Source organism: Variovorax sp. GW823-FHT04B03, assembly GCF_058796495.1.
The window spans coordinates 167,370-189,786 of the sequence record NZ_JBXAIT010000005.1; the positions used below are offsets into that span (position 1 = coordinate 167,370).

Sequence of the window (22,417 nt, forward strand, 5' to 3'; positions counted from 1 at the left end):
GACGGCTACCTCCAGGTCTTCTTCTTTTTCCAGCGCCGCTCGCCGCGCACGCCGTCGTCCTTGACACCGAGGTAGAACTCCTTGATGTCGTCCTTCTCGCGCAGGCGTTCGCACGAGTCTTCCATCACGATGCGGCCGTTCTCCAGCACGTAGCCGTGGTCGGCGGCGTTGAGCGCCATGTTGGCGTTCTGCTCCACCAGCAGGATGGTGGTGCCGCGCTCGCGGTTGATGCGCACCACGATCTCGAAGATCTCCTTGGTGAGCTTGGGACTCAGGCCGAGGCTGGGCTCGTCCAGAAGGATGAGGTGCGGCGCCGCCATGATGGCGCGCGAGATGGCCAGCATCTGCTGCTGCCCGCCCGAGAGCAGGCCGGCGTCCTGCGTGGCGCGCTCGCGCAGGATCGGGAAGTAGGTGAAGACGGTCTCGATGTCCCGCGCCACGCCGTCGCGGTCCTTGCGCGTGTAGGCGCCCATCAGCAGGTTGTCCTTCACCGACAGCAGCGGAAACACCTCGCGCCCTTCGGGCACGTGGCTCAGCCCCTGCTGCACGATGAAGGCCGGGTCTTTCGCCGTGATGTCCTGCCCCTGGAACTCGATGCTGCCCTTGCGCGGATCGATGATCCCCGAGATGGTCTTGAGGATCGTCGTCTTGCCCGCGCCGTTGGAGCCGAGCACGGTGGCGATCTCGCCCTTGCGCACCTTCAGGCTCACGCCGCGGATGGCCTTGATCGGGCCGTAGGCGCTTTCGACGTTGAGCAGTTGAAGCACGACGTCGCTCATGCCACTGCTCCCTGCTTCAAGGCGGAACATGCAGAGCCATCACGCCACGACGAAGCCCGGTGTGCGGTGCGGCGTGGGCGCCCCCTCTGTGCCGCCGAGGAGCGCAGCGTTTCGCGGATCAGGGCTCGCAGCTGTTTGAGCGAAGCGAGTTCTGCGAGACCCCGCGAAACGCGAGCACCGCAGGGCAGCCGCGAAGCGGCCGGCACAGTGGGGGCGACCGCGCCGTGCCGCGCAACGGGCGCTCCCAAAGAGGTAGCGAACACAGCGCTCATGCCACAACCCTCCGAAGGCTGCTCACGTCATCCACAGTCCCAAGGTAAGCCTCAATCACCCGCGAATCCGCCTGCACCTCACGCGGAGACCCCGTAGCCAGCACCTCGCCCTGATTCATGGCAAGCACGCGATCCGACACCTTGGAAACCAGCGACATGTCGTGCTCGACCATCAGCACCGACACCCCCAGCTCATGCTGGATGTCCTGAATCCAGAACGCCATGTCCGCCGTCTCCTCGACATTGAGCCCCGAAGAAGGCTCGTCGAGCAGCAGCAGCTTCGGCTCGGTGCACAGCGCGCGCGCCAGCTCCACCACCTTGCGCACGCCGTAGGGCAGCCCCGCCACCATCGAGTCGCGGTAGTGCTGCAGGTCGAGCAGGTCGATCACCTGCTCCGCCTTCTCGCGCGCCGCGATCTCGGCGCGGCGCGTGGCCGGCGTGAAGAACACCTCGCTCCAGAAGCCTGTCTGCCGGTGCGTGTGACGCCCGATCAGCAGGTTGTGCAGCACCGTCGCATGCTCGAACAGCTCGATGTTCTGGAAGGTGCGCGCAATGCCCAGTGCCGCAATGGCGTGCGGCGCCTGCTGCGTGAGCGCGATCGCCCCGCCCGCCTCGCCATGCCAGGTGATCTCGCCCGTGGTCGGCGTGTAGATGCGGCTGATGAGGTTGAACACCGTCGTCTTGCCCGCGCCGTTCGGGCCGATGAGCGTGAACACCTCGCCGCGCCGAACATCGAAGCTCACCTTGTTGACCGCGAGCACGCCGCCGAAGCGCACGCTCAGGTCTTTCGCGGAAAGAAGGACGTCGTTGCTCATCTCAGCCGGTCCGATTTGGTGAACGACTTCTGCCGCTTGAACAGCCCCTTGCGGTAGAACGGGAAGAGTTGCAGCCAGGTGCGGATCTTGAGCCAGCGCCCGTACAGCCCCAGCGGCTCGAACAACACGAAGGCGATCAGCACCAGCCCGTACACCAGCCCCTGCAGGCCGGGCGCCTGGCCGACCACCGCCGGCAGCCAGTCCTTGCCCATCGAGATCAGCTGCGGCATCGCGATGAGAAAGATGGCGCCGAGGAACGCGCCGTGCACCGAGCCCAGCCCGCCGATCACCACCATCAGCAGCAGGTCGATCGACTGCAGGATGTTGAACTGGTCCGGCGAGATGAAGCTCAGCTTGTGCGCGTACAGCGCACCGCCCAAGCCAGCGAGCGCGGCCGAGATCGCGAACGACATCGTCTTGTAGCGCGCCAGGTGGATGCCCATGCTCTGCGCCGAAATCTCCGAATCGCGGATCGCCACGAAGGCGCGCCCCGTCGGAGAGCGCAGCAGGTTCAGGATGCCCAGCGTGGACACCACCGCAACCACCAGGCACAGAAAGTAGAAGCCCTCGCCCGAGCCCAGCGACCAGCCGAACAGCTGCGGCGACTTCACATGCAGGCCCGCATTGCCGCCCGTCACGCTTTCCCAGCGCGCGAACACCTCCTCGACGATGAAGCCGAACGACAGCGTCGCGATGCCCAGGTAGATGCCCTTCACGCGCAGCGCCGGCATCGCCACCACCACGCCCACCGCCGCCGACAGCGCGGCCGACGCGAGCAGCGCGAGCGGGAACGGCACGCCCATGTTCGTCAGCACGCCCTGCGTGTACGCGCCCGTTCCGAGGAACGCCGCATGCCCGATGGAGAACTGCCCCGTGAAACCCGCCAGCAGCATCAGCCCCAGGCCGACGATGCCGTAGATCAGCACGAAGGTCAGCTGCGCGAGCCAGTACTCGTCGATGACCCACGGCGCGACGAGCAGGAAGGCCACGAGCAGGCTGTACCAGAGCACGTGGCCGCCGTGCCGCGCAAGGCGGATGTCCTGGTCGTAGCTGGTCTTGAAGATGAAGCGCATATGAGACTTACACCTTCTTGCGCAGCTTCTCGCCGAACAGACCGTTCGGCTTGATCATGAGCATCAGCAGCACCACGATGTACGGCGCCGTGTCCTTGAAACCGTCGGGCAGGTAAAAGCCCGCAAACGACTCGACGATGCCGATCACCAGCCCGCCGACGATCGCGCCCGGCAGGCTGCCGAAGCCCCCCACCACCGCCGCCGGAAAGGCCTTCAGGCCGATGAAGCCCATGTTGGCGTGCACGAAAGTGATGGGCGCCAGCAGCATGCCGGCGATGGCGGCCACCGCTGCGGCGAGCCCCCACACCAGCCCGTTGAGCCGCTTCACCGGAATGCCCATGTAGTAGGCCGCGAGCTGGTTCTGCGACGAGGCCTGCATCGCGATGCCCAGCTTGCTGTAGCGGAACATGGCGTACAGCAGGCCGCACAGGATCGCGGTGGCCACGATGATCACGAACTGCTCCAGGTTCACCACCAGCTCGCCGAGCTTCCAGATCTGGTCCTTGTAGGGCACCGCCAGCGTGTGGGTGTCGGTGCCGATGCCCGGCACCATGGTGATCAGGCCGCGCGCCACGTAGGCGATGCCGATGGTCAGCATCACGATCGAGAACTGCGGCTGCCCGAGGATCGGGCGGATCACCACCAGCTCGAGCAGCACGCCGAAGGCCGCCATGGCCACCACGGCCAGGAGCGCCGCGAGCCAGAACGGCATGCCGAACAGCGACATGCCCGCGAAGGCCCCGAACGCGCCCAGCATCATCAGGTCGCCCTGCGCGAAGCTCACCGTTTCGGTGGCCTTGTAGATCAGCACGAAGCCCAGTGCGATGAGCCCGTAGATGCACCCTTGCGCGATGCCCGACAGCAGGAGTTGGAGGATCTGCATGCGATGCCGTCCCGCCTGCGCTTACTGCCGGAACCCGCCGGCCGCGTCGTGCAGCGCGAGGCGGCGCGAGCCTGCCACGATGTCGCTGGGCTTGAGCCCGTAGACCTGGCGGATCGAATGGCTGAAGTGCGTGGAATCGGGGTAGCCGGTGTCCAGCGCGATGTCGGTCAGCGTGCCGCTCTGGTGCACATAGCGCAGCAGGCTGCGCGCACGCTTCCAGGCCCGGAAGCCGCGAAAGGCCATGCCCGTCTCCTGCTTGAACAGGTGCAAAAAGCGCGAGAACGACAGGTGCACCGAGGCCGCGCAGTCTTCCGCCGAAGCGGGCGCGGCCGGGTCGGCCACGAGCATGTCGACCACCTTGCGGATGCGCGCGTCGAGCGGGCGCGGCACGAGCGGGCCGTCGAAGAACAGCGCGTCGAAGTCGAAGCCGTCGAAGTCGATGCCGCGCGCCGAGGCCGCCAGCAGGTGGGCATGGACCTCGCGCATGCGCTGCACGAAGGCCGGCGCATCGACCGGGCCGCAATGCTGCAAAAAGGCCGGCATGCGCGCGGGATCGACCGACTCCGATTCGATCAGCAGGTTGAAGATCAGCGGGCAGGCGCTCTCGACCTGGTGCGGCACGTGCGGCGGCACCACGATGAATTCGCCGCTCTGCCAGGCCCCACCGCCGATGCGGATGCGGTTGGGCGGCGCACCGGCGGGCGACACGTACACGCCGTGCCCGCCCATGGCGCGCTCGGCCGCGGCGCCGAGCAGCCCGGCGTAGAAGACGCGCTGCGGCGTGAGCCACATGAGGCGTTCGCCCTGCCGTGCATCGCCGCCCGAAGGCGTCGACGTCCTGGTTCGCTGCATGGTGTCTGTCTCCTGCATCGGTCGACGACGTCCGACCGGGGGGTGGCGTCGTGTTCGCTGGATCGTAGCGGCGGGGGCCTTGCGCGCGGCATCCATTTGCGCGGGGACTTTCCCTAGGCCGACGCGAACGCGCGGCGCAGTTCCGCCGCGCACAACGCGACGGCGGTGTGGGCCTCGTCGAGCACCTTGCCCATGGTGATGAAGCCATGGATCTGGCGCTCGAAGCACACGTAGTTCGCGCGGTTGCCGGCGGCCGTGAGCGCCTCGGCATACGCCGCGCCTTCGTCGCGCAGCGGGTCGTAGCCGGCCGTGAGCACGAGCGCCGGCGGCAGGCCCGACAGGTCGGTGTGCAGCAGCGGCGAAGCGCGCCAGTCGAGGTCGTGCTTCGCGTCGGTGATGTAGTGGTCGTGGAAGTAGGTCATCGTGTCGCGCGTGAGCAGGTAGCCCTGCCCGTTCGCCTGGTGCGACGGATGGCCGCGGCGCATGTCAGTGGCCGGGTAGATCAGCAGCTGGAACACGATCGGCAGGTCGCCCGCATCGCGCGCGGCGATCGACGCCACGGCCGCGAGGTTGCCGCCCGCGCTGTCGCCGCCCACCGCGAGGCGACTCGCGTCGAGCCCCAGCGCGGCGGCTTCGCGGCGCACCCAGCGGGTGGCGGCGAGCACGTCGTCCACGGCGGTGGGAAAGCGGTGCTCGGGGCCCATGCGGTAGTCGACCGCGACCACCGCGCAGCCCGCGCCGTTGGCCAGCTCGCGGCACAGCACGTCGTGCGTGTCAAGGTCGCCGATGACCCAGCCGCCGCCGTGGTAGTACACCAGCACGGGCAGCGGGCCCGGGCCTGCGCCGAGCGGCTTGTACAGCCGCACCGCAATGGTGCCGTGCGGCCCGTCGGCGGCGAGGTCGCGCACCTCGGCGACCTCGGCCGGCAGCGGCTGCGTGGCGGTGCGGCGCTCGCGGTAGTAGGCCCGCGCGTCGGCGGGCGACAGGGTGTGGGTCGGCGGAATGCCGCGCGCTTCGATGAAATCCAGCAAGGCGCGCGCCTGGGGATGCAGCATGGTGTCTCCGGTGAATCGAACGGAGCGCTCAGTGTGGAGGGCGGGGGGCCTGCGGGCTATCCGCATGCACCCGCACCCGACCGGCGTCCTGGCGACAAGACCCGCACCATGCCCGCACCGCTGCGGGGTCGCTTGCGAAAACTGGCTACCGGGGCCCGGCTCGCGGGTTCACCCGGAGAACTCGAACGCTCAGGCCGTGCGCGGCTTCACGCGCGAAGCGGCTTCCTTGGCCAGCTTGCGGGCCGTGTCGGTGTCGGCCGCATGCACCAGCGCCACGCCCATGCGGCGCTTGACGAAGCTCTCGGGCTTGCCGAACAGGCGGATGTCGCTGCCCGGCACCTGCAGCGCCTCGGCCACGCCGTCGAAGGCGATGCCGGTGGCGTCCACGCCGCCGTAGATCACGGCGCTGGCGCCCGGGCTCTTGAGCGAGGTGTCGACCGGCAGGCCGAGGATGGCGCGCGCGTGCAGCTCGAACTCGTTCTGCCACTGCGTGGCCATGGTGACCATGCCGGTGTCGTGCGGGCGCGGGCTGACTTCGCTGAACCAGACCTCGTCGCCCTTCACGAACAGCTCGACGCCGAACAGGCCCTGGCCGCCCAGGTCGGCGGTGACGGCCTGCGCGATCTGCTGGGCCTTCTGCAATGCGGCCGGCGCCATGGGGTGCGGCTGCCAGCTTTCCACGTAGTCGCCGCTCACCTGCACGTGGCCGATGGGGTCGCAGAACTTGGTTTCGACGGCGCCGGCCGCGTCCTTCGCGCGCACGGTCAGCAGCGTGATCTCGTAGTCGAAGTCGATGAAGCCCTCGACGATCACGCGGCCGTGGCTCACGCGGCCGCCGGCCATGGCGTAGTCCCAGGCCTTCTGCACGTCGGCGGGGCCGTCGATCTTGCTCTGGCCCTTGCCGGAGCTGCTCATCACGGGCTTGACGATGCAGGGATACCCGATGCCCGCGTCGATCGCGGCCTGCAGCTCGGCCAGCGAGTCGCAGAACTTGTAGGGGCTGGTGGGCACGCCCAGCGTCTCGGCGGCCAGGCGGCGGATGCCTTCGCGGTCCATCGTCAGGCGGGCGGCGCGGGCCGTGGGAATGACGCGCACCACGCCCGCGTCTTCCAGCTGCTGCAGCATGGGCGTGGCGATGGCCTCGATCTCGGGCACCACCAGCGTGGGCTTCTCGGCCTCGATGAGCGCCTTGAGCTGGTCGGGGTCGCTCATGGTGATGGTGCGCGCGTGGTGCGCCACCTGCTGGCCGGGGGCGTTCTCGTAGCGGTCGACAGCGATGGTCTCGACGCCCAGGCGCTGCAGGGCGATCAGCACCTCCTTGCCGAGCTCGCCGGAGCCGAGCAGCATCACGCGGGTGGCGGAAGGGGACAGGGGAGTGCCGAGGGTGGTCATGCGAGGGCTCGAAAAAATGGGGTTGAAAACAATCGCAGCACTGTAAGCCACCCCGGGCCGGTGTCGCCCACGGGAACGGCGGCCCCTCCGGGCTGATTCACAATTACCGACATTCCGCGACGGCGGCCCCGCGCCCGCCCTCGCCTGCGTTTTTCTTTTTTGTTTCAAGGAGCATTTTTCATGACGATTCAGACTGTGGGCATCATCGGCGCCGGCACCATGGGCAACGGCATTGCCCAGGCCTGCGCGGTATCGGGCGTCAACGTGGTGATGATCGACGTGGCCCAGGCCGCCGTCGACAAGGGCATCGCCACCATCTCGGGCAGCCTCGACCGCCTGATCAAGAAGGAAAAGCTCACGGCCGAGCAGAAGGCCGCCGCGCTGGCGCTGGTCAAGGGCTCGACCGACTACAACGACCTGAAGGGCGCGCAGCTGGTCATCGAGGCCGCCACCGAGAACCACGCGCTCAAGCTCAAGATCCTCAAGCAGGTGGACGAGCTGGTGGGCCCCGAGGTGATCATCGCGTCGAACACCTCCTCGATCTCGATCACGCAGCTGGCCGCCGCCACCTCGCGCGCCGACCGCTTCATCGGCATGCACTTCTTCAACCCGGTGCCGATGATGGCGCTGGTGGAGCTGATCCGCGGCTACCTCACGAGCGACGCCACGCACGACGCGGTGAAGGCGCTGGCCGAGAAGCTGGGCAAGTCGCCGATCACGGTGAAGAACGCGCCGGGCTTCGTGGTCAACCGCATCCTGGTGCCGATGATCAACGAGGCTTTCTTCGTGCTGGCCGAGGGCCTGGCCACGGCCGAGGACATCGACGCTGGCATGAAGCTGGGCTGCAACCAGCCCATCGGCCCGCTGGCCCTGGCCGACATGATCGGCCTGGACGTGTGCCTGGCCGTGATGGAGGTCTACCTGGAACAGTTCGGCGACTCCAAGTACCGCCCCTGCCCGCTGCTCAAGGAAATGGTCGCCGCCGGCCAGTTGGGCCGTAAAACGGGCCGCGGCGTCTACACGTACTGATCCGGCATTCCATAAAAACAAGGAGACAAGCAACGCCATGACCGCCACCCCCACCACCCCGCCCGCCGAAGGCTGCATCGACACGCAGGTGCTTGACCACGTGCTGCTGATCGGCATCAACCGCCCCGCCAAGCGCAACGGCTGGACGCCGCCGATGTTCAAGCAGCTGGCCGAGGCCTACACGCGACTGGACGACGACCCCAGCCTGCGCGTGGGCGTGCTGCATGCGTTCGGCGACCACTTCACGGCGGGCCTGGACCTGCCGGCGGTCACCGAATACATGAAGCGCGGCGAAAAGGCGATTCCGGCGGGGCTGGTGGAGCCGCACGACTTCGGCCTGGAGGGCTACCGCCGCCGCACCAAGCCGATGGTGGCGGCCGTGAAGGGCATCTGCTTCACGGTAGGCATCGAGCTGATGCTGGGCGCGGACATCGTGGTGGCGGCCGACAACTGCCGCTTCTCGCAGATGGAAGTGCAGCGCGGCATCATGGCCACGGGCGGCGCCACGCTGCGCATGGCCGAGCGCGCGGGCCTGGGCAACGCGATGCTGCACCTGCTCACGGCCGACGAGTTCGGCAGCGCCGAGGCCTACCGCCTGAACTTCGTGCAGAAGGTGGTGCCGGCCGGCCAGGAGCTCGACGCGGCGCTGCAGATCGCGCAACGCATCGCAGCCCAGGCGCCGCTGGCTGTGCAGGCCACGCGGCTCAACGTGCTCAAGGCGATCGAACACGGGCCGCTGGCGGCCGTGGCGGAATTCATCGAGACGCAGAAACGCCTGTCGAACAGCGAGGACGCGGCCGAAGGCGTGCGCTCCTTCATCGAGCGCCGGCCTGCGCGTTTCAGCGGCCGCTGAGGCCATTGAAGCCGTTGATTTCCGTTCCGTTTCTGTCGTCCACTGGAGCCCGTTGCATGCCCTCTTCTTCTGTGTCGTCGTCTCTCTTCTTTCAACGCACGGCGCTGGCCGCCGCCTTCACCCTTCTTGCCGTGAACACCAGCCTCGCCCAGACCCCGCCGGCGCCCGCGCTGCCCGATCCCGCCGCCACCTCGGTCGAGGCGCTGGGCTGGATGCAGGGCTTTCCGCCGCCGCCCGACAAGCAGATCACCTTCGACAACCCGGTCGGCGGCGTGTACCCGCGCATCCGCTGGAGCTTCTCGCACGTGCGCGAGACGGTGCCCACGGCCAACGTGTGGCGCGGCCCCGGCGCCGCCAGCCCGCTGCCGGCGGCCACGCCGCGCTTCGACATCGAGGCCGTGCGCTTCCAGCCCATGGGCGGCGGCGAGGCGCAGACCTTCGGCCAGATGATCGCGCGCACCTACACCGACGGCATCCTGGTGCTGCACCGCGGCCAGGTGGTCTACGAGAAGTACTTCGGCGCGCTCTCGCCCGAGCGGCCGCACCTGGCGATGTCGGTCACCAAGTCGTTCGTGGGCACGCTGGCGGCCATCCTCGCGCAGGAAGGCACGCTCGACCCGTCGGCGCCGGTCACCAAGTACCTGCCCGAGCTCAAGGACACGGCCTACGGCGACGCCACCGTGCGCCAGGTGATGGACATGACCATCGGCGTGCGCTACTCCGAGAACTACGCCGACCCGAAGGCCGAGGTCTGGGACTACGCGCGCGCCGGCGGCATGCTCACGCAGGGCGCCAACTACGCGGGCCCGAAGTCGTTCTACGAATTCCTGGTCACGCTCAAGAAGGAAGGCACGCACGGCGACGCCTTTGCCTACAAGACGGTCAACGCCGAGGTGCTGGCCTGGATCGTGCGCCGCGCGTCCAACCGCTCGCTGGCCGACCTGCTGAGCGAGAAGATCTGGCGCCGCATCGGCGCCGAGCAGGACGCGTATTTCATGGTCGACCGCATCGGCACCGAGTCGGGCGGCGGCGGCCTGAACACCGTGCTGCGCGACATCGCGCGCTTCGGAGAAACGCTGCGCAACGGCGGTCGCGCGCCCAACGGGCAGCAGGCGATCGCCAAGGCGGTGGTCGACGACATCCAGCGCGGCGCCGATCCGGCCAAGTTCGCGAAGGCGGGCTACGCGCTGCTGCCGGGCTGGAGCTACCGGAACATGTGGTGGGTCTCGCACAACCCGCATGGCGCGTACATGGCGCGCGGCATCCACGGCCAGAGCATCTATGTCGATCCGAAGGCCGAGATGGTGATCGTGCGCTACGCCGCGCACCCGATCGCCGCCAACGCGGGCAACGACCCGCTCACCCTGCCCGCCTTCCAGGCCATGGGCGAGGCGCTGATGAAGCCCTGAGGCTCAGCCGGCGCGCTGCTTCGCGATGACGAGCAGGCCGTCCATGATCAGGCTCTCGACCAGCTCGAAGTGCCCGTTCATGGCGGGCGCCATCTTCCAGCCCGCGCCGCCGGTCATGAAGCAGGCCGGCTCGGCGCCGCAGTGCGAGCGCACGTGCTGCACCATGCGCTCGACCGCACCCGCGATGGCGTAGGTGCCGCCGCTGGTCAGCGCGTCGCTGGTGTTGGTGGGAAATTCGCGCACCTCGCCGGTGGGCACGTGCAGGCCCGCCGTGCCCGACTCGAGCGCGCGCAGCATGATGCCGTGGCCCGGCAGGATCAGGCCGCCCAGGAACTTGCCGCTGGCATCGATCGCCTCCACGGTGACGGCCGTGCCGATCAGCACCACCACCATCGGCCGCTCGGGCCCTTGCGACAGCATGCGGTGGCGCGCGCCGATCATGGCCACGAAGCGGTCGGCGCCCAGCCGCGTCGGATGGTCGTAGCCGTTGACGATGCCGGCCTCGCCCGCGCTCGATACCACCCAGCGCGGCGTGCAGTCGAAGCGCTCGGTGATCTGCTCTTCGGCGCGCCGCCGCAGCGTGTCGCCGGCCACGACGCAGCCCAGCATGGAACCGGGCGCGGGCAATTCGGCCCAGGGGCCGTCGGCCAGGCGTTCAATGTGGTCGAGAAATTCGGCACCATGGGCCTGCAGTGCCGCGCCGGGGAAGGCCCCCTCGTAAAGCGCCCACTTGAGCCGGGTGTTGCCGATGTCGATGGCGAGGAAGGGGGAAGACATGCGCGCGATTATTGCGACTTTGTTGTTATTCCTGCTGGCGCCTCTTTGACAGTCGCGGCATGGGCCTACGCGAAGGGTCCCGGTTCCGCCACTACATTCGCCTTTTCCATCCACCACGGCACAAGGAGAACACCATGGGATTGCTCAGCTTCATCAAGGAAGCCGGTGAAAAACTGTTCGGCGGTTCGTCGGCCCAGGCGGCCACGCCCGATGCGAACACGGCAGCCGCCGCGGCCATCAAGACCTACATCGAGACCCAGAACCTCGGCCTCACCGCACTGGAAGTGACCTACACCGCCAGCAGCGGCGTCGTCACCCTCGCGGGCCAGGCGCCCTCGCAGGAAGCCAGCGAGAAAGCCGCGCTTGCCGCGGGCAACGTGGCCAACGTGACGAGCGTGGACAACAACCTCGTCGCACCACCCGCGCCGCCGGCCCAGTACCACGACGTGGTGCGCGGCGACACGCTCTCGGCCATCTCGAAGAAGTACTACGGCGATGCCAACAAGTACAACGTGATCTTCGAGGCGAACAAGCCGATGCTGTCGCACCCCGACAAGATCTATCCGGGGCAGAAGCTGCGCATTCCGGCACTCTGACCCCCGCAACGGCGCCTCGCTAGGCGCCGTTGTGCCGCCAGGCCCCTGGCGACACGCCGTACTCGCGCTTGAACGCGCGATTGAAAGCGGCTTCCGATTCGTAGCCCACGCCTTCGGCGATGCGCGCCAGGTTGCCCTGGTCCTTGCGCAGCATGCCGGCGGCCAGGATCATGCGCCAGCGCGCCAGGTAGTGCATGGGCGGCGCGCCCACCAGTTCGGTGAAGCGGTCCGCCAGCACGCTGCGCGAGGTGTGGATTTCCTGCGCCAGCGCATCGACCGTCCAGTTGCGCGCGGGCTCGGCGTGCATCAACGCCAGGCAGCGGCTCACATGGGGGTCGCGCAGACCGGCCAACCAGCCCGGGTTGTTGGCGGGCATGGATTCGATGTAGCCGCGCAGCACCTCGGTGAACAGCACTTCCGCCACCTTGGCGGCGACCATCTCCGAGCCGGGCGTGTGCAACGGCGCATCACCCAACACGAAGTGGACCGACTGCTCGATCCACGGGCCCGCCGGCCTGCTGCGCAGCGGCGTGGTGAACAGACGCGGAATGTTCGCCATGACGGGATGGGGCGCGTCGCCTTCGTACGCGAACCAGCTGCACACCAGCAAGGTGCGATCGCCCTGGCCGCCGTAGCGCACGCGCGCCAGTTCGGGCGCTCGCGGGCTCACCACATGCGACATGTCCACCGCCGCATGCTGCAGGCCGCTGCCCAGCACATGCGAGTCGCCATGCGGCACGGCGATCACGTCGCCGGCGCCGGCGCGCACCGGTGGCTCGCCCTCGACCTGGGCCCAGCATTCGCCTTGCAGCACGAGGTGGCAGATGGCCAGCCGTTGCGCGCCGGGCCTGAGCAGCTGCGCGATGTCCGTTCCCTTGGGTACCTTGAAACACCAGGGTGCATACATGTCCCCGTTCAGGAACAGCGCGCCCTCCAGGCGGATGGTCCGAAGCACGTCCGACAAGACATCCATGGTCACCTCCCGGCAAGCGAGGGCGGGGTTTCGGTCAACAAGTCCGGCGAGACGGGCAATGCGGGGCGGCTGCGCGTCGGCACCATAGGCACTGGTCGCCTTCGACCGATTCTAGACAGGAGTACCGCCATGCCCAAGTTCGTTATCGAGCGAGACATCCCCGGCGCCGGCCAGTTCACCGCGGCGGACCTGAAAGCCATCTCGCAAAAATCCTGCGGCGTGCTCAGCAGCATGGGCACCGACATCCAGTGGATCCACAGCTACGTGACCGGCGACCGGATTTACTGCGTCTACCAGGCCACCGACGAGGCCCTGGTGCGCCGGCACGCGGAGCTCGGTGGCTTCCCGGCCAACCGTGTGGACCGGGTGTACAGCGTGATCGACCCGGCCACGGCCGAGTGAGGCGCGCGGGCCTCTCTGGCTAGTTCTGGCGCCAGGGCAGCCCGCGCCGGCGCCAGCCGCCGGTCAGGCCGCGGTGCCCGTGCTCGTCCGGGTTGCCCTCGAAGCCTTCGAGGATGTTGTAGGCCTGCACGCCCAGCTCGGTCGCGCGCTTGGCCGCCGCGATCGAGCGCACGCCGCTGCGGCACAGCAGCACCAGCTTCTTGCCGCCCTCTGCGGCGGCGCGCACGCCGTCATCGAAGGCCGGGTTGATCGCCATGCCCGGCCACTGCTTCCAGGCCAGCGGCACGGCGCCGGGCACGTAGCCGACCCACTCGCGCTCGGCGTCGGTGCGCACGTCCACCAGCACGGCCTCGCCGCTCGCCATCCACTGCGCCGCCTGCTCGGGCGTCACGTCGCCGGCGTAGCCTTTTTCTCCAACGGGTTCACTCATGGTTGCTTTCTCTCTCGAATCTCTAGGGTAAGCCCGGAGCCTTTGGCGGCTGGGGGCGATCGATCTGCACGCCGGATGATGGAATTTTTCACCGGTTCGTGAAAACCCTGTTTGTCACAAGGTGTGGCGCGCCAAAGATGGCGGTCGCGGCCAGTCAAAACCATAACGCGAAGACGACGGCCTGGGTGTTCCGGTCAGAGAACTATATGGAGAGAGACACATGACAGACAGCAAATCGCCCCGCCGTCGCAGCCTTCTCAAAGGCGCGGCAGTGGCCGCAGGCGCCATGTCCGCGCCGATGGTCAGCATGGCCCAAACCACGTCGCTGCGTTTCCAGAGCACCTGGCCGGCCAAGGACATCTTCCACGAGTACGCCAACGACTTCGCCAAGAAGGTGAACGACATGGCCGGCGGGCGCCTGAAGATCGAGGTGCTGCCCTCGGGCGCCGTCGTGCCCGCCTTCCAGCTGCTCGAAGCGGTGAACAAGGGCACGCTCGACGGCGGCCACGGCGTGGTGGCCTACCACTACGGCAAGAACTCGGCGCTGGCGCTGTGGGGGTCCGGCCCCGGCTTCGGCATGGACGCCAACACCGTGCTGGCCTGGCACAACTACGGCGGCGGCAAGGCGCTGCTCGACGAGATCTACAAGACGCTGAACATGGAAGTGGTGTCGTACCTGTACGGCCCCATGCCCACGCAGCCGCTGGGCTGGTTCAAGAAGCCGGTGGCCAAGGTCGAGGACATGAAGGGCCTGAAGTTCCGCACCGTGGGCCTGGCCGTGGACATGTTCACCGAGATGGGCACCGCCGTGAACCCGCTGCCCGGCGGCGAGATCGTGCCTGCGCTGGACCGCGGGCTGATCGACGCGGCCGAGTTCAACAACGCCTCGAGCGACCGTGTGCTGGGCTTCCCCGACGTGGTGAAGAACTGCATGCTGCAGAGCTTCCACCAGTCGGGCGAGCAGTTCGAGGTGCTGTTCAACAAGGGCAAGTACGCCGCCATGCCGCAGGAGCTGCGTTCCATCATCGACTACGCCGTGCAGGCGGCCAGCGCCGACATGAGCTGGAAGGCCGTGCAGCGCAACTCGCAGGACTATGCCGACATGAAGAAGGCCGGCATCAAGTTCTACAAGACGCCCGACGCCGTGCTGCGCGCGCAGCTCGCGGCCTGGGACAAGACGGTGGAAAAGAAGGCCGGCGAGAACCCGCTTTTCAAGAAGGTGCTGGAGTCGCAGCGCGTGTTCGCCGAGCGTGCGCTGCAGTGGCAGAACGATTACGGCGTCGACTTCAAGATGGCCTACAACCACTACTTCGGGAAAAAGAAGAGCTGATGCTTCCCGTCGGCGCGCACGTCGTTCCTGCGCGCGCCTTCCCCCCGCACAGGGGGCAACACCGGTGGCCCGGCATCGCCGGCGCCACGGTGTTCCATGAACGGGCCTCGCCCATGCTGCTGCCGCCATGACCATCCAACGCCTCCTCCACGCCGTCGACCGGTTCAGCATGCTGGTGGGCAAGACCTTCTCGTGGCTCATCGTCGCGCTGATGCTGCTGGTGTGCGGCGAGGTGTTCAAGCGCTATGCGCTGAACGCGCCCACGGCCTGGATCTTCGATGCCAACAACATGCTGTACGGCACGCTGTTCATGATGGGCGGTGCCTACACGCTCTCGCAGGCCGGCCATGTGCGCGGCGACTTCTTCTACGGCAGCATGAAGCCGCGCACGCAGGCCGCGCTCGACCTCGTGCTGTTCGCGGTTTTCTTCCTGCCCGGCGTGGTGGCGCTCACCTGGTCGGGCTGGACCTACTTCGGTGAATCGCTCGCGATGCGCGAGCAGACCTTCAACGCCGACCCGATTCCGGTGTACCCCTTCAAGTTCGTGATTCCCGTGGCCGGCGCGGTGCTGCTGGTGCAGGGCCTCGCCGAGATGGTGCGCTGCGTGCTGTGCCTGAAGACCGGCGTGTGGACGCCGCGACTGAAAGACGCCGAAGAAATGGACGTGGTCGGCGACCAGCTCGCCAGCAGCAGCTACGTGAACGAGGCCGACAAGCGCGAGGTGATCGAAAAAGCCCACGCCATCGAACAGGCCGCGCAGCAGCGCAAGAGCGACACGACGGGAGGCGCAGCATGAGCGAACCGGCACTCGGCCTGCTGATGCTGGGCCTGATCGTCTTCGTGATCATGCTCGGCTTTCCCACGGCGTTCACGCTGATGGGGCTGGGCATGTTCTTCGGCTTCATCGCCTTCTACGACCCCGCCTCGCCCTGGCTCGACAACAAGGTCTTCGACCTGATGGTGCAGCGCGCCTTCGGGGCCATGACCAACGAGACGCTGCTGTCCATTCCGCTCTTCGTGCTCATGGGCTACGTGATGGAGCGCGGCGCGCTGGTCGACAAGATGTTCCACAGCGTGCAGCTCGCGTTCCGCCGCGTGCCGGGCTCGCTGGCGGTGACCACACTCATCGTGTGCACCTTCTGGGGCATCGCGAGCGGCCTGGTGGGCGCGGTGGTGGTGCTGATGGGCGTGATCGCGATGCGCCCGATGCTCAACGCGGGCTACGACACGCGTCTGGCGGCTGGCGTGATCACGGCCGGCGGCACGCTGGGCATCCTCATTCCGCCCTCGGTGATGATCATCGTGTACGCGGCCGTGGCCGGGCAGTCGGTGGTCAAGCTCTACGCGGCGGCGATGTTCCCGGGCTTCTTCCTCGCCCTGCTGTACCTGATCTACGTGATCGGCTGGGCCGTGCTGCAACCGAAGGTGGCGCCCAAGATGCCGATCGACCAGCAGCGCGCGCCCATCACGCCCTGGGTGGCCCACCTCGCGGCCAGCTACTCCCCGCGCATGCTGCCCGCGCTCGCCGCGGCCGTGGTGGCGCCGGGGCGTGCCTTGCGCGGCGCGGTCGAGGGCGTGCGCCTGAGCTGGTGGATGCTGCTGCGCGGCCTGCTGAGCGCGCTGGTGCCGCTGGCGCTGGCCGCGGTCACACTGGGCTCGGTGTGGTGGTACGTGACCATCTACTCGCAGAAGGACAACAACGCGGCGGCCCCCGTGGCCACGCAGCAGGCGACGCAGAAGACCGGCGATCCCGCAGCCGCCGCGCCGGCTGCAGCCGAGCCGTCAGGCACCGGTCTGGCCGAGCCGCCGAGCACCGACGAACCCGCGAACACCACCGAAAGCAGCGGCCTGCAGGAGCCCCCCGGCGGCGTCGAGGAACCTCCCGGCAGCGAGCCCGCCGCCGCCCCTGCCGGTGAAGGTGGCCTGCAGCAGCTGGGCGACGCGGTCGAGGCACCCAAGACCGCCGCGGTGCCCGATGCCTTCTACACCGGCTTCTGGGTGGCCTGCCTCTTCACGCTGGCGCTGCTGGGCTGGTACTACTGGCGCATGGACGCGGAGCAGTTCGAAATTTTGCGCATGCTGGTGTCGTCGGTGATGCCGCTGGCCACGCTCACGCTGGTGGTGCTGGGCGTGATCCTGTTCGGCATCACCACCGCCACCGAGTCGGCGGCGGTCGGCGCGGCCGGCGCTTTCCTGATGGCGTGGCAGGCCGGTACGCTGAACTTCAAGAAGATCAAGGAGGCGGTGTTCCTCACGCTCAAGACCACCTCGATGGTCTGCTGGCTGTTCGTGGGCTCGGCGCTGTTCTCGGCGGTGTTCGCGCTGCTGGGTGGCCAGCGCATCGTCGAGGAGTGGGTGCTGAGCATGAACCTGTCGCCGCTGCAGTTCCTGCTGCTGTCGCAAGCGATCATCTTCGTGCTGGGCTGGCCGCTGGAGTGGACCGAGATCATCGTGATCTTCGTGCCCATCTTCCTGCCGCTGCTGGCGCACTTCCAGATCGATCCGCTGCTGTTCGGCGTGCTGGTGTTCGTGAACCTGCAGGCGGCGTTCCTGTCGCCGCCGGTGGCGATGTCGGCCTTCTATCTGAAGGGGGTGTCACCGCCGCACGTGACGATCAACCAGATCTTCGCGGGGATGATGCCGTACATGCTGATCGTCATCCTGTGCATGGTGTTCATGTACATCTGGCCGGGGCTGACGCTGTGGCTGCCGCAGTACCTGTACGGTTGAGTTCAGGCTGAAGCCGGGTGCCGCGCGAAGCGGCGGCGCTCGAGCAGCTCGAACAGGCCCATGCCCAGCAGCATGGCGCCCACGAAGACCAGCGCCTTGACCTCGCCCGTGCCCAGCGAAACCAGCGCGGGCCCGGGGCAGAAGCCCGCGATGCCCCAACCGACGCCGAACAGCAGGCTGCCGCCGACCAGGCGGCGGTCGATGTGGCGCAGGCTGGGCAGCGTGAGCGGCCCGCCGAGCAGCGACTCCTTGCGACGGCCGGCCAGCAGGAAGCCGACGGTGCTCACCGCCACCGCGCCGGCCATCACGAAGGCGAGCGACGGGTCCCAGGCCCCGCCCACGTCAAGAAAGCCCAGGATCTTGGCCGGATTGGCCATGCCGGAGACGATGAGGCCGAGCCCGAAGACAAGGCCGGCGAGCAAGGAAGCAATGGCGGTCCACATGGCAGGTCTCCCGGTTCACGACAGGTTCAGCAGGTGGCGCATCACGAACACCGTGGCGACCCCTGCGGCGATGAAAGCCAGCGTGGCGACCAGCGAACGCGGCGAGCGCCGCGCCAGCCCGCACACGCCATGGCCGCTGGTGCAGCCCGCGCCGTAGCGCGTGCCCACGCCCACCAGCAGGCCGGCCAGCGCGAGCGTGCCGTAGCCCGCGTCGATCTGCGCCGCGGGCAGCACGGCGAACAGCCCGTAGACGAGCGGCGCACCGACCAGCCCGAGTACGAAGGCCGCGCGCCAGGCCATGTCGCCCTTCATGGGGCGCAGCAAGCCGCCCAGCACGCCGCTGACGCCGGCGATGCGCCCGTTGAGCAGCACGAACATCGCGGCGGACAGTCCGATGAGCACGCCGCCGGCCAGTGCGGCCCAGGGCGTGAAATGAGGCCAGTCGATGGTGGGCATCTTCAGTTCTCCTTCGGGCAGTAGAGGCGGTACAGCACCGCCAGGATCTCGAGCAGGGCCGGGTCGGCCACGCGGTAGTAGATGTTCTTGCCCTCGCGGCGGGTGTCCACCACGCCTTCGGTGCGCAGCACCGACAGCTGCTGCGACAGGGTGGGCTGGCGGATGCCCAGCGTGCTTTCGAGGTCGCTCACGCACATCTCGCCCTGCGAGAGCTGGCACAGCAGCAGCAGCCGGGCCTCGTGGGCCAGCAGCTTGAGCACGGCGACAGCCTGGCCGGCGGCGCTGCGCAGCAGTTGGGGGTCGATGGCGTGGGTCGGGGTCTTCATGGGAGGATGACAGTTCGCGAAATAACATTATATGAATTCATATAATATTTGTCGCTTGATTGATTGAATGAGTGCCTGGCTTCCAGGCACCGCAGAAGGAGCGCCGATGACCCCGACCCCCATGCCCCCACGCGCCACCACCCAGGCCTTCTTCGATCCCGCGACGGGCACGGTGTCCTACGTGGTCTGGGACCGTGCGACGAAGCGCGCCGCCGTCATCGATCCCGTGCTCGACTACGACTTTCGCTCCGGCCACACCGACACCGCGTCGGCCGACCGCCTGCTGGCGTACGTGCGCGCGCAGGCGCTGCAGGTCGACTGGATCCTGGAGACCCACGCGCACGCCGACCACCTCTCGGGCGCGCGCCATGTGCAGTCGCAGGCCGGCGGGCGCATCGCCATCGGCGAGCACATCCGCACGGTGCAGGCCACCTTCCGCCACCTCTACAACCTGGAGCGCGACTTCCTGCCCGACGGCAGCCAGTTCGACCACCTCTTCAAGGACGGCGAGCGCTTTCACATCGGCGAGATCGAGGCGCAGGCCCTGCGCGTGCCCGGCCACACGCCGGCCGACATGGCCTACCTCGTGGACGACGCGGTCTTCGTCGGCGACACGCTGTTCATGCCCGACCTGGGCAGCGCGCGCGCCGACTTTCCGGGCGGCGACGCGCGCGAGCTCTACCGCTCGATGCGCCGGCTGCTCGCGCTGCCACCCGAGACCACGTTGTACGTCTGCCACGACTACCCGCCCGCCACGCGCGAGCCGTGCTGGCAGAGCACGGTGGCGCAGCAGCGCGCCCACAACATCCACGTGCGCGACGGCATCGGCGAAGACGAGTTCGTGCGCATGCGCACCGCGCGCGACGCCACGCTCGAAGTGCCGACGCTGATCCTGCCGTCGATGCAGGTCAACGTGCGCGGCGGCCGGCTGCCGCCGCCCGACGACAACGGCGTGGCCTACCTGCGCATTCCGCTGAACACGCTGCCGGGCCACCGCCCGCGCACCACGCCGGGCTGAGGGCGCGGCGACCTAGCGCCGCCGCTCCACATACGGCCGCGCCTGCAGCAGCACGATCTTGTCGCCCACCGTCGCCCACTCGATGTCCTGGTCGACCGCGTTGAAGGTGCGCTTCACCGCCGCGCCCACGGCGGCGAGCCGCACCACCAGCTCGTCGGTCAGCACGTGGCGGCCGACTTCCACGGGCACTTCCTTCACGCCGCCGTCCTTGTCCAGCTGCAGCGCCGTCTCTTCGGCCGAGCGGCTGAGCACCTGGATGGCCTTGGACCAGCTCGAGTACATCACCTGCTCCGCCACGCGCTTGCCCTCGACCACGCGGATGCCGATGCCGCGCTTGGCCGAGATGTACGTCACATGCGGATGCCCCGCGTCGAAGGGGTCGCGCGTGATCATCACGCCGGCGTTGGTCGAGTCGATGGCGGTCTGCACGAACACGCCCATCAGCACCGACTCGGCGCCGAAGCCCGCGGCGCTGCGCGCCTCCCAGGCCTCGGGGTTGAACACCGAGGCCCACACCTTCTTCACCGCGAGTTCGAGCGCGTCGCCGGTCTTCACGTTGGGCACCGTCGTGTAGAGCCCCGCGCCGCTGAAGCCCGGCAGGTCTTCCGAGTTGGACGAGCTGCGCACGAACACACCGCCCCCGCCCAGCTGCGCCTGCCACGCCGCGCGCCAGGCCGCCGCGGTGGCGGGCTCGACGGGCCATTGCACGATCTCGTCGCGCAGCTGCGCCAGCGCCTTCTGCCGCACCTGCGGGTCGCCCGCGAAGCCGGGGTGCTGCTGCATGCGCGCGAGGCGGTCGGCCAGCCCGTTCGACCGCATGAAGCGGTCGTAGTGCGCGAACGGAATGCAGAAGCCGTCGGGCACCGTGGTCGAGGGAATGCGCGCGGCCAGCACCGCGCCGAGGTTGGCCGCCTTCGAGCCGCATTGCACGCTGTGGCGCGCGCGCAGCGAGGCCAGGGGCAGCAGGCGCGCCTCGCGCAGGTCCGGCTTCGCGGCCTTGCTACCGGGCAGCGTGCCGGTGGCGGCGGCACGCACGGCGCGCGGCGGCAGCGCGGCGATCTCTTCCGGCGTGAGGCGGCGCAGCTGGTAGCCCGAGGCCGCCACCTTCAGCGCCACCCACTGGCCCGCATGCGCCTTCAGCACCGTGGCGGCGTCGCGCACGTAGGCGTTCGGAATGCCCCAGCCCTTGGCCAGCAGGTTGACGTGCGACAGCGCCGTGGACGGCCGCTCGGTGAGCACGCCGGCCACCGGCGGCAGGTTGATCGGCACCTCGCGCAGCACGGCGATATCGTCGGGCAACAGCGCGTTCAGGCCCGAGGCGTCGTTCACGATGCGCACGCGGCCGGTGGCGGTGCCCAGGTTCATCGGCAGGTAGGGCTGCTCGCGGATCAGCGCCTCCTGGCTCACGAAGTCGATGCCGGCCTCCTTCGCGATGCGCTCGTGCAGCGTGGAGTTGGTCTTGAACTTCACCGGCGCGAAGAAGCTGGCCTTCACCTGCGCCTCGGCCTCGCGCAGCAGCGGCACCGTGAGCCGGTCGCCTTCCCAGAACTCGTAGGTGAAGGTGCCGATGTTCTGCTGCCAGCTCAGCGTGCCGAACAGGAAGCGGCGGTCGGGCGCGAGGTAGTTGCGGTCGATCTCGCGCTTGACCGTGTTCGGCGTGAGCCGCGTGTCGCGCAGGAAGCGCACATGCAGCTGGAAGCGCGGCGTGTCGATGTAGTGCATGCGCGCCGGCTTCGCCTGCCGGTCGATCGCGAACAGCACGTGGGCCAGCTGCATCGGCGTGCCGGCGTCGTAGACGCGCGCCAGCGTGTCGAAATCGCCCTGGCTGCGCAGTGCCGGCAGCGAGGCGGGCACGGCCGGGCGCGGCACGAGTTGCGCGGCCGGGCCTTCGGGCTGTGACTGGTTCTGCTGCTGGTAGTACGACGGCTTGCGCGCGAGCTGCGCGCCGGCCGGCGCGGGCAAAACGGCCATCGCGCACAGCGCCAGGACCGGCAGCCATGCCAGTGCCGCGCCGTCCTTCTTCTGCCTGTTGGAATCGTTCTTCATGGGGCTCCTCCTTCATTGCCGACAAGCGCGGATTCTCGCTGTCGGCTCGCCCCATTTTTCGCGCGTCGGCCGCGCTACGCCGCCTGCGTCGACTGGCCGCATTGCGCGCAGAACTTCGCGCCGGGCACCAGCGCCGTGCCGCACTGCCGGCAGGCCGCGGGCAGCATCGACGTGCCGCATTGCTGGCAGAAGCGTGCGCCGGCTGCGTTCATCGCGCGGCAGGCCGGGCAGGCACTGCCGCCGGGTGGCGGTGGCGCGTCGCGGCCGTACCCGTGGCCGCCTTGCGAACCATGGTGCCCGCCACCACCGCCGTGGCGCGCGCCGCCATGTCCACCGAAGATCCGTTCCAGCATGCCCATGTGTTTCTCCCTTGCGTCGTGCAACAGGCCGGTGGCAACGTCGCCGATGGCGATGAATTCCCGCGGGCCTGACTGCAGTGGATTCCCTGAAGCAGCTTCAGGGTCAAGCGCCCCCCGGC

At 68.5% G+C, this 22,417-nt stretch carries 24 protein-coding genes; 9 read left to right on the top strand and 15 right to left on the bottom strand.

The features are described from left to right. Positions 1 to 5: 5 nt before the first annotated feature. The 7 genes from AC1RAD_RS21770 to purT all read right to left on the bottom strand — a co-directional run bounded on the left by AC1RAD_RS21770 (position 6) and on the right by purT (position 7,121). Entirely contained in the window at positions 6 to 779 is a 774-nt protein-coding gene (locus tag AC1RAD_RS21770) for an ABC transporter ATP-binding protein (protein WP_056576626.1), read from the bottom strand. A 268-nt stretch (positions 780 to 1,047) separates the two neighbouring features. After that, entirely contained in the window at positions 1,048 to 1,866 is an 819-nt protein-coding gene (locus AC1RAD_RS21775; protein WP_095747054.1) for an ABC transporter ATP-binding protein, read from the bottom strand. Beyond that, entirely contained in the window at positions 1,863 to 2,939 is a 1,077-nt protein-coding gene (locus tag AC1RAD_RS21780) for a branched-chain amino acid ABC transporter permease (RefSeq protein WP_062478791.1), read from the bottom strand. The genes AC1RAD_RS21775 and AC1RAD_RS21780 overlap by 4 nt, the downstream gene beginning before the upstream one ends. Before the next feature lie 7 nt (positions 2,940 to 2,946). Beyond that, positions 2,947 to 3,822 carry a branched-chain amino acid ABC transporter permease gene (locus tag AC1RAD_RS21785; RefSeq protein WP_070061875.1) on the bottom strand — a complete coding sequence of 292 codons (876 nt, stop codon included), beginning with the start codon at positions 3,820 to 3,822 and terminating at the stop codon, positions 2,947 to 2,949. Between the two features lie 21 nt (positions 3,823 to 3,843). Beyond that, on the bottom strand, positions 3,844 to 4,674 hold the full coding sequence (locus AC1RAD_RS21790; protein WP_369645464.1) for a helix-turn-helix domain-containing protein: 831 nt from the start codon (positions 4,672 to 4,674) through the stop codon (positions 3,844 to 3,846). Between the two features lie 113 nt (positions 4,675 to 4,787). Beyond that, a complete protein-coding gene (lipP1, locus tag AC1RAD_RS21795; protein WP_062478799.1) occupies positions 4,788 to 5,729 on the bottom strand; it encodes a LipP1 family hormone-sensitive lipase in 942 nt (313 codons plus the stop codon). Between the two features lie 189 nt (positions 5,730 to 5,918). After that, positions 5,919 to 7,121 (bottom strand): formate-dependent phosphoribosylglycinamide formyltransferase, encoded by a 1,203-nt coding sequence (gene purT, locus AC1RAD_RS21800; RefSeq protein ID WP_307581834.1) that lies wholly within the window; start codon positions 7,119 to 7,121, stop codon positions 5,919 to 5,921. A 180-nt stretch (positions 7,122 to 7,301) separates the two neighbouring features. Here purT and AC1RAD_RS21805 point away from each other — a divergent pair, with 180 nt between their 5' ends. From AC1RAD_RS21805 to AC1RAD_RS21815, 3 genes are read left to right on the top strand one after another with little or no spacing between them, the layout of a single operon-like run. Further along, a complete protein-coding gene (locus AC1RAD_RS21805) occupies positions 7,302 to 8,150 on the top strand; it encodes a 3-hydroxybutyryl-CoA dehydrogenase (protein WP_390348149.1) in 849 nt (282 codons plus the stop codon). A 37-nt stretch (positions 8,151 to 8,187) separates the two neighbouring features. Further along, positions 8,188 to 9,003 carry a crotonase/enoyl-CoA hydratase family protein gene (locus tag AC1RAD_RS21810; RefSeq protein WP_487847427.1) on the top strand — a complete coding sequence of 272 codons (816 nt, stop codon included), beginning with the start codon at positions 8,188 to 8,190 and terminating at the stop codon, positions 9,001 to 9,003. 56 nt (positions 9,004 to 9,059) lie between these two features. Continuing rightward, positions 9,060 to 10,412 carry a serine hydrolase domain-containing protein gene (locus tag AC1RAD_RS21815; RefSeq protein ID WP_492737125.1) on the top strand — a complete coding sequence of 451 codons (1,353 nt, stop codon included), beginning with the start codon at positions 9,060 to 9,062 and terminating at the stop codon, positions 10,410 to 10,412. 3 nt (positions 10,413 to 10,415) lie between these two features. Here the strand turns inward: AC1RAD_RS21815 and AC1RAD_RS21820 are convergent, their stop codons facing one another. Further along, positions 10,416 to 11,189, bottom strand: coding sequence for a type III pantothenate kinase (locus AC1RAD_RS21820; protein ID WP_492737127.1), 774 nt, complete (start codon positions 11,187 to 11,189; stop codon positions 10,416 to 10,418). A gap of 134 nt (positions 11,190 to 11,323) precedes the next feature. Here AC1RAD_RS21820 and lysM point away from each other — a divergent pair, with 134 nt between their 5' ends. Further along, positions 11,324 to 11,785, top strand: a complete 462-nt coding sequence (gene lysM / locus AC1RAD_RS21825; protein WP_492737129.1) for a peptidoglycan-binding protein LysM — start codon at positions 11,324 to 11,326, stop codon at positions 11,783 to 11,785. 19 nt (positions 11,786 to 11,804) lie between these two features. Here the strand turns inward: lysM and AC1RAD_RS21830 are convergent, their stop codons facing one another. After that, positions 11,805 to 12,758 (bottom strand): AraC family transcriptional regulator, encoded by a 954-nt coding sequence (locus AC1RAD_RS21830; protein WP_492737131.1) that lies wholly within the window; start codon positions 12,756 to 12,758, stop codon positions 11,805 to 11,807. 129 nt (positions 12,759 to 12,887) lie between these two features. Between AC1RAD_RS21830 and AC1RAD_RS21835 the strand changes: the two genes are divergently transcribed. Continuing rightward, on the top strand, positions 12,888 to 13,160 hold the full coding sequence (locus tag AC1RAD_RS21835) for a DUF4242 domain-containing protein (protein ID WP_492737133.1): 273 nt from the start codon (positions 12,888 to 12,890) through the stop codon (positions 13,158 to 13,160). A gap of 19 nt (positions 13,161 to 13,179) precedes the next feature. Here AC1RAD_RS21835 and AC1RAD_RS21840 read toward each other — a convergent pair whose 3' ends face one another. Next, positions 13,180 to 13,590: a rhodanese-like domain-containing protein gene (locus AC1RAD_RS21840; protein ID WP_489061076.1), complete on the bottom strand. Its 411-nt coding sequence runs from the start codon at positions 13,588 to 13,590 to the stop codon at positions 13,180 to 13,182. A gap of 220 nt (positions 13,591 to 13,810) precedes the next feature. Between AC1RAD_RS21840 and AC1RAD_RS21845 the strand changes: the two genes are divergently transcribed. From AC1RAD_RS21845 to AC1RAD_RS21855, 3 genes are all read left to right on the top strand, one after another. Next, a complete protein-coding gene (locus tag AC1RAD_RS21845) occupies positions 13,811 to 14,920 on the top strand; it encodes a TRAP transporter substrate-binding protein (RefSeq protein WP_492737135.1) in 1,110 nt (369 codons plus the stop codon). Positions 14,921 to 15,047: 127 nt separating this feature from the next. After that, positions 15,048 to 15,716 (top strand): TRAP transporter small permease subunit, encoded by a 669-nt coding sequence (locus AC1RAD_RS21850; protein WP_492737137.1) that lies wholly within the window; start codon positions 15,048 to 15,050, stop codon positions 15,714 to 15,716. Next, positions 15,713 to 17,650, top strand: a complete 1,938-nt coding sequence (locus AC1RAD_RS21855; RefSeq protein WP_492737139.1) for a TRAP transporter large permease subunit — start codon at positions 15,713 to 15,715, stop codon at positions 17,648 to 17,650. The genes AC1RAD_RS21850 and AC1RAD_RS21855 overlap by 4 nt, the downstream gene beginning before the upstream one ends. Before the next feature lie 2 nt (positions 17,651 to 17,652). On the opposite strand, the gene AC1RAD_RS21860 is transcribed toward AC1RAD_RS21855, so the two are convergent. From AC1RAD_RS21860 to AC1RAD_RS21870, 3 genes are read right to left on the bottom strand one after another with little or no spacing between them, the layout of a single operon-like run. Further along, on the bottom strand, positions 17,653 to 18,093 hold the full coding sequence (locus AC1RAD_RS21860; protein WP_492737141.1) for a DUF6691 family protein: 441 nt from the start codon (positions 18,091 to 18,093) through the stop codon (positions 17,653 to 17,655). A 15-nt stretch (positions 18,094 to 18,108) separates the two neighbouring features. Continuing rightward, a complete protein-coding gene (locus tag AC1RAD_RS21865; protein ID WP_492737142.1) occupies positions 18,109 to 18,549 on the bottom strand; it encodes a YeeE/YedE family protein in 441 nt (146 codons plus the stop codon). 2 nt (positions 18,550 to 18,551) lie between these two features. Further along, on the bottom strand, positions 18,552 to 18,875 hold the full coding sequence (locus tag AC1RAD_RS21870) for an ArsR/SmtB family transcription factor (RefSeq protein WP_062478840.1): 324 nt from the start codon (positions 18,873 to 18,875) through the stop codon (positions 18,552 to 18,554). 106 nt (positions 18,876 to 18,981) lie between these two features. Between AC1RAD_RS21870 and AC1RAD_RS21875 the strand changes: the two genes are divergently transcribed. After that, positions 18,982 to 19,893: an MBL fold metallo-hydrolase gene (locus AC1RAD_RS21875; RefSeq protein ID WP_492737144.1), complete on the top strand. Its 912-nt coding sequence runs from the start codon at positions 18,982 to 18,984 to the stop codon at positions 19,891 to 19,893. A gap of 12 nt (positions 19,894 to 19,905) precedes the next feature. Here AC1RAD_RS21875 and AC1RAD_RS21880 read toward each other — a convergent pair whose 3' ends face one another. Then, on the bottom strand, positions 19,906 to 21,939 hold the full coding sequence (locus AC1RAD_RS21880) for a PEP/pyruvate-binding domain-containing protein (protein ID WP_492737146.1): 2,034 nt from the start codon (positions 21,937 to 21,939) through the stop codon (positions 19,906 to 19,908). A 74-nt stretch (positions 21,940 to 22,013) separates the two neighbouring features. Next, positions 22,014 to 22,298, bottom strand: coding sequence for a double zinc ribbon domain-containing protein (locus AC1RAD_RS21885; RefSeq protein ID WP_492737148.1), 285 nt, complete (start codon positions 22,296 to 22,298; stop codon positions 22,014 to 22,016). Positions 22,299 to 22,417: the final 119 nt, after the last annotated feature.